Here is a 6,178-nt window from a genome sequence, read left to right as displayed (position 1 = left end):
CCATCAATCCTCCTAGCAAGGGGACCACCGGCTTTAGCCGGTGGGGGAATTGCTTCTTTGGCCCGCTCTGACCTCGACTGTGTGCACGTATCTGCACTGTTCACCTCGGCCACGGCGCGACCTCCCTGTTAGACACGCGCCGCATATATAATCGACGCGTGACCGTGACCAGGAAGGTTCGCCGGTTCTCCGGCGGCGTGTACGACCTCGGGCTCCACATCGTGTGGTGTCCGAAGTACCGCCGCCCGGTCCTCGGCGGACGGGTCGCGGCACGCCTGGATGAACTGATCCGCCAGAAGGCCGATGAACGGGGGTGGGAGATCGTGGCACTCGAAGTCATGCCCGACCACGTGCACCTGTTCGTCAAGCACGACCCGAAGTCCTCGGCGTCATACGTCGCGAACCAGTTCAAGGGCTTCACCTCGCGCGTCCTGCGCGCGGAGTTCCCGCACCTCAAGACACAGCTGCCCACGCTGTGGTCGTCGTCGTACTTCGCGGCGTCGGTCGGCGCTGTCTCGGCAGACACTGTTCGCCGGTACATCGACACCCAGTGGGAACGCCCGTGGAAGAAGCAGAAGGGGGACGGCTCGTGATCCGGGCGTACAAGTTCCTCCTGCGGCCCACGAACCGCCAGGCAGTTGCGCTCGGCGAGATGCTGGCCGACCACTGCTCCCTGTACAACGGCGCGTTGCAGGAGCGCAGGGACGCCTACCGGCACGTGTCGAAGACGTCCGTGCGCCACGGCGACCAGTCCGCCCAGCTCAAGGAGATCCGGGCGTTCGACCCGGAGCGTCAGGGCCGCTGGTCGTTCTCCTCCCAGCAGGCCACCCTGCGGCGCCTGGACAAGGCGTTCCAGGCGTTCTTCAAGCGCGTCAAGGCCGGCCAGAGTCCGGGCTACCCGCGGTTCAAGGGCGTCGGTCACTTCGACACCGTCACCTTCCCCAAGGACGGCGACGGCTGTCGCTGGAACTCCACCCCGCACGACCGGCAGACCCGCGTCCGTCTCCAAGGTGTCGGGCACGTCCGCGTGCACCAGCACCGGCCCGTACAGGGCCGCGTCAAGACGATCACCGTCAAGCGCGAAGGGAACCGCTGGTACGTCGTCCTCGCCTGCGACAACGTGCCTGCCGAGGAGCTGCCGCCCACCGGGGCGATCATCGGCGTCGACATGGGCGTTACGCACTTCCTCACCACGTCCGAGGGTGAGCACACGCCGAACCCGCGCTTCCTTGGCACCGTGGCTGAGGAGCTGGCCGCCGCACAGCAGCACCTGGCGACGTTCCCCAAGCGCACCCGGCAGCGCACCAAGGCCCACCGGGCCGCCGCCCGTAAGGTCGCCAAGCTGCACGCCAAGGTGCGGCGGCAGCGCCTGGACTTCCACCACAAGACCGCCCGCGCGCTCGTCGCCGACAACGACGTGATCGCACACGAGCGGCTGAACACCGCCGGGATGACCAAGAGCCCGGCACCCAAGCCCGGCCCCAGCACCGACGGCGCGTTCCTCCCGAACGGTGCCGCCGCCAAGGCCGGGCTGAATCGAAGCATCCTCGACGCGGGTTGGGGACAGTTCTTCGCGATCCTGGCGAACAAGGCTGAGAGTGCCGGTCGCCTCGTGATCCCGGTGGACCCCCGCAACACCTCCCGCACGTGCCCGCCCAGCCTTGGCGGCTGCGGACACGTGAACGGCAAGAGCCGCCTCACCCAAGCGAAGTTCCAGTGCACGGCGTGTGGGTTCACCGCGAACGCGGACCACGTCGGCGCCTCGAACATCTCCGACAGGGCCGGGCTGGCCCTCTGCGCGGCGGCTTAGCCACCGACGCAGGAAGCCCGCGCGTTTACGCGTGGGTGGAGTCACGACGGAAGTCTGCCGAACGCCTCCGGCGCCCGTCGAGCTGTTCCGCCGCGCGGCGACCGCTCCCGGGAGTCCCCGGAAGCCCTCAGGAGCTGGACCACCCGCGCTCGCACAGCACCAGCCGGTAGCCGTCCGGGTCCTCGACGGTGACGCCCCACCGCTCCCAGTACGGGTTGGGGGACGCCACCCGCCTGCCGCCGTGCTCCGTCAGCCGGGCCACCAGTTCGGCGGGGACGGGCCCGTCGAGGTAGAGCACCAGCAGGTCCTCCTCGGTGGGGCGCGGCAGGACGGGCCGGCCCGGGGCGTGGACGAGCTCCAGATGCCAGGCGGCGTCCGGCCACCCCAGCATCAGCAGATCGTGCTCCCCGGGCCGTTCGCCCGCCGCCCGGTACAGCACGTCCAGTCCCAGGCCGCGGGCCCAGAAGCGTTCCGCCGCCGCGAGGCCGCGGGACGGGCGGGCGACACGGAGATGACTGCGGCCGTCGAGGGGCATGGGCTCCCTTTCGGGTGTCGTGGGTGCGTGCCCGGCAGCGTAGGGGTCCGGCCGCCCCGGCGCCTCGGTCCCGTGTCCCGCCCCGCCCCGCCCCGTCCTGTGGCCCTACGCCTTCCGCCCGCCCGGGAACCGGCCCCGCTCCGGAGCCGTACCGGGCGCGGGGTGTGGACCGTCCTCGGGGCGGGAGCGCCCCAGCCGTTGCCGGTGTCGTCGGCGCCGTGGCACGCGGTGGTGGCGGCGGCGGTCGCGGTTCCTACGGCCGCGCGCTCCGCGTCCGCGGCGCGGCGCGCGGCGCGCGGGTGCCGCCCGGCAGGATCTCGCCCGGCAGCAGCGTTCCCGGCGGGGCGCCCTCGGCGCGGCGCACCAGGGCGGCGGCGATGTCGCGGAGCTTGACGTTGGTGCGCTGGGAGATGTTCACCAGGATCTGGAAGGCGTCCTCGGGGCCGCAGCGCCGCTCGGCCTGCACGATGCCGACGGCCTGGTCGATGACCGCCCGCGAACGCAGCGCCCGCCGGAGCTGGTCCACCTCGGCCCGGAGTTCGCCCAGGCGCCGGGCGGCGTCCTCGGCCTGCGCCAGATGGCGCGCGTAGCCGCGCTGGGCGGACGCGGTGTGGGTGCGGGCCGTGGGGGTCCCGGTCCGCAGGTAGGCGCGTTCGACGCGGAGCAGTTCCTCGTGGACGCCGGTGACGTCCTCGACGTGGTGCAGCAGCCCGGTGATCTCCAGGCCGGGGCCCGGCAGCGGGCTGTTGACCGGGCTCCAGTACTTCTCCCGGAAGCCGGTCGGGCTGCCGGCGAAGGGCACGTCGTACTTCTGGACCCGCATCGGGTCCGGGCTGCCCCGCTCCAGGACCCGGCGGAAGGAGGCGCTCAGCCTGCGCACGCCGTCCGCGCCGGGGTCGTGCGGGTTGTCGGGGAAGGCGTCGAAGACGTGCTGTCCGATCAGCTCCTCCCGCTCGCGGAACGTCACGGTCGCGTAGGCCCGGTTGACGTCCCGGATGACCAGATCGGTGTCGAGTACGAGCAGGGGGGCGGCGGTGGAGTGGAAGACGGCCTCGAAGTCCGCTGGTCTCGTGCTGGGGGGGAGGGGCGGCACCATACGGGTATCCCTGCTCGGGTCCCGGCGAACAATGCGGCCCTTTGCGTGTCCTATACCTCACAGTTCCCTGCCCGTGGGGGAGTTGGGCCGTACGGCGGCGGTACGTGCCGCCGTGCCGGGTGCTCCCGGGGCCGCTGCTCCCGGGCCTCCCGTCCGGGCGGGAACGGTCCTCCCGCGCCTTGTGCACACGGGTGTGGGCGCGGGCGGGCGGGCTGCCGGGCCGGAGGCCGGAAAGTCCGCCGGAAAGTCCGCCGTGAGGTCATCGCGCCGCGGTGCCCGAGGGACCCCGCGACGGCGTCAGGAGCGGTGCACCGCCCCGCAACGGCCGGCCGCGCGGTCCTCGCTCCCGGTCGTCGGGCGGTCCCGGGCCGCCCTCCTCGCGCCGTCGCGGTGGACGATGAGGGCGGCGGCGAGTCCGATGCCCAGCCCGAGGACGGTCCGGGGGCCGAAGGGCTCGCCGAAGGCGGCGGCCCCCCACACGGCCGTGACCGGGGCCATGAGGAACATGAGGGTGTTGACCTGCGTGACCCCCGAGCGCCTGAGGAGCAGCCAGTACAGCCCGTAGGCGACGAAGGTGGCCACGGCGGCGAGCCAGCCGACCGCGAACCAGAACGAGGGATCCGCCGGCGGGACCGCGGAGCCGGTCCCCACCGCGAGGGCGGTGAACAGGACGGTGCTGGTGGCGCAGTGCACGGTCATCGACACGGCGGGGGCGACCCGCCGGCGGGAGCGCTCCTGGAGGAAGGTCGCCGCCACCAGCGAGAGCATGCCGAGGAACGGCACCAGGTAGGCCCACCAGGCCGCCCCGCTGCCCGCGGCGGCGTCGGCGGTCGCGACCAGGGCGGCGCCGCCCACCCCCAGCCACAGGCCGAACCACTGCCCGCGTGAGACGTACTGCCGCAGCAGGGGACCGGCGAGCGCCCCGGCGACGAGCGGCTGGATGCCGTCGATCAGGGCGGTGGTGCCGCTGGAGACACCGAGCTGGATCGCGTAGTAGACGGTGAACAGGTAGGCGCTCTGGGACAGCAGGCCGATCACCGCCTGCCTGCCCAGGACACCCGCCGTCATCCCCCGCCAGGCGTTCCTGGTGAGGAGGACGGACACGGCGGCCAGCACGACGGTCAGCGGCAGGAAGCGCCACATCAGGAGGGTGGCCGCGGGGGCGCTCCCCGTCCCCAGCTTGGCGCCGATGAAGCCGGAGCTCCAGCTCAGCACGAGCGCGACCGAGAGCAGGGCTTTCAACGCTGGTCCCTCCGCCGGGCAGACCGGCCCGTCGGCGCACCGGACTGCTGTATACAGATCGGTCTACTCGTCATGAGTATACAGATCGGTCTACTATCGGGGCATGGAGAACGGAACGCAGCCGCGGCGCATCACGCTGACACCCGCCGCGGCAAGGGTTCTGAAGGCGGCGGAGCGGCTCTTCTACGAGCGGGGGATCCACGCCGTCGGAGTGGATCTGATCGCCGCCGAGGCCGGGGTGGCGAAGAAGACGATCTACGACCGGTTCGGTTCCAAGGAGCAGATCGTCGTGGAGTACCTCGCGGCCCGCGACGAACGCTGGCGGGAGTTCCTGGCCGGCTTCCTCGACTCGGCCGCGCCGGACGGCGACCCGGCGGCGCGCCTCCTGGCCGTCTTCGACGCGTCGCGCCGGTGGGCGCGGGAGAACAACTCCAAGGGGTGCGGCATGGTCAACGCCCATGCCGAGATCAGCGACCCGTCCCATCCGGCGTACGCCGTCATCACGGGCCAGAAGCGCTGGATGCTCGCGCTGTTCACGGACCTCGCCCGCGAGGTCGCGGCCGGGACGGGCGGGACGGCCGACGGCGCCGGTGCGGCCCGGGACGCGGGGCACGCCCTGATGCTGCTGCACGAGGGCGCACTCGTCGCCCACGGTCTGCGCGTCCTCCCCGAGCCCTTCCGCCGTGCGCGGGAGCAGGCGGAGCGTGTGCTGGAGGGCCTTTACCGGCCCGTCACGCCCACGGCGGCGGAGGCGGCGGGGACGGCGGGGACGCCCGGGTGACGGCCGCCGCCCGCCCGACCGGCGCCGCGGCCCGCCACCGCGCCCCCGGCGAGCGCACCGTGCCGCCGCTCAGCGCGCCGTTTCCCGAGGCGGGTTCTTCCAATGGGACGGGCACTCGGTGCCCGCCGCCCGGGGCAGGTAGTACTCGAGCTGTTCGCGCTGGTCCGCCAGGGCGTCGCCGGTGAACACGTCGGCCGCCAGGTCGTCGCGGGTCGGCACCACGACCAGCGCGCGCCGCCCCTCGCGCCACGGCTCGCCGACGCCCGCCACCGACGGGTCCACCACGTCGAGTTCGACGCGCTCGGCGCCGCTCGCGGGCTTGATCCACTCCCGGACGTCCAGGGTGACCAGCAGCCTCCCCTCCTCCGGGGACCGGCGCACGTCGGCGATGCCGGCGTCGGCGATCATCCGGGCACAGGCGATGTACTCCTGGTAGGTCTGTCCCTGTCCGGCCCCCTCCCGGCCGGGCCCCCCGGAGCCGGACGAGCCGGCCCCGCCCGGTGGGCCGAGAACCAGCAGGAGCGCGGAGACGGCCGCCGCCGTGCCCAGCGCCCCGGCGAGCACACCGGGCCGTCGCCACACGGCCGTTCGGCGTGCGGTGTGCGGCGCGGGGGGCTCCGGCCGCCCGGCCTCGTCGCCGATCATCCCGAGGGCCAGCCGCAGTCGTTCCTCCTCCCGCCGGGTCGGCTCCACCGCGTCAGGTGTCTCGGGCAC

At 73.1% G+C, this 6,178-nt stretch carries 7 protein-coding genes; 3 read left to right on the top strand and 4 right to left on the bottom strand.

Annotated features, from left to right (window positions below):
• Positions 1-164 precede the first annotated feature (164 nt).
• Together tnpA and CUT44_RS31105 are read left to right on the top strand one after the other, a co-directional pair.
• Positions 165-593: an IS200/IS605 family transposase gene (gene tnpA, locus CUT44_RS31110; protein WP_102248709.1), complete on the top strand. Its 429-nt coding sequence runs from the start codon at positions 165-167 to the stop codon at positions 591-593.
• The gene (locus CUT44_RS31105; protein WP_100200528.1) at positions 590-1,810 is read left to right on the top strand and encodes an RNA-guided endonuclease InsQ/TnpB family protein; all 1,221 of its coding nucleotides are present in this window, start codon (positions 590-592) and stop codon (positions 1,808-1,810) included. Before tnpA ends, CUT44_RS31105 begins: the two co-directional genes overlap by 4 nt.
• A 127-nt stretch (positions 1,811-1,937) precedes the next feature.
• Here the strand turns inward: CUT44_RS31105 and CUT44_RS31100 are convergent, their stop codons facing one another.
• The 3 genes from CUT44_RS31100 to CUT44_RS31090 form a co-directional block, all read right to left on the bottom strand.
• A complete protein-coding gene (locus CUT44_RS31100) occupies positions 1,938-2,345 on the bottom strand; it encodes a VOC family protein (RefSeq protein WP_100205352.1) in 408 nt (135 codons plus the stop codon).
• Positions 2,346-2,598: 253 nt separating this feature from the next.
• Positions 2,599-3,441: an ANTAR domain-containing protein gene (locus CUT44_RS31095; RefSeq protein ID WP_100205351.1), complete on the bottom strand. Its 843-nt coding sequence runs from the start codon at positions 3,439-3,441 to the stop codon at positions 2,599-2,601.
• Positions 3,442-3,738: 297 nt separating this feature from the next.
• Positions 3,739-4,683 (bottom strand): DMT family transporter, encoded by a 945-nt coding sequence (locus CUT44_RS31090; RefSeq protein WP_100205350.1) that lies wholly within the window; start codon positions 4,681-4,683, stop codon positions 3,739-3,741.
• 103 nt (positions 4,684-4,786) lie between these two features.
• Between CUT44_RS31090 and CUT44_RS31085 the strand changes: the two genes are divergently transcribed.
• Positions 4,787-5,464, top strand: coding sequence for a TetR/AcrR family transcriptional regulator (locus CUT44_RS31085; protein ID WP_100205349.1), 678 nt, complete (start codon positions 4,787-4,789; stop codon positions 5,462-5,464).
• Positions 5,465-5,533: 69 nt separating this feature from the next.
• On the opposite strand, the gene CUT44_RS31080 is transcribed toward CUT44_RS31085, so the two are convergent.
• Positions 5,534-6,178 carry a hypothetical protein gene (locus tag CUT44_RS31080; RefSeq protein ID WP_100205348.1) on the bottom strand — a complete coding sequence of 215 codons (645 nt, stop codon included), beginning with the start codon at positions 6,176-6,178 and terminating at the stop codon, positions 5,534-5,536.

It is taken from the genome of Streptomyces carminius (assembly GCF_002794255.1).
GTDB classification, from domain to species: domain Bacteria; phylum Actinomycetota; class Actinomycetes; order Streptomycetales; family Streptomycetaceae; genus Streptomyces; species Streptomyces carminius.
The sequence above is the reverse complement of the archived record's forward strand: the minus strand, read 5'-3'. Positions and strand labels throughout refer to the sequence as shown.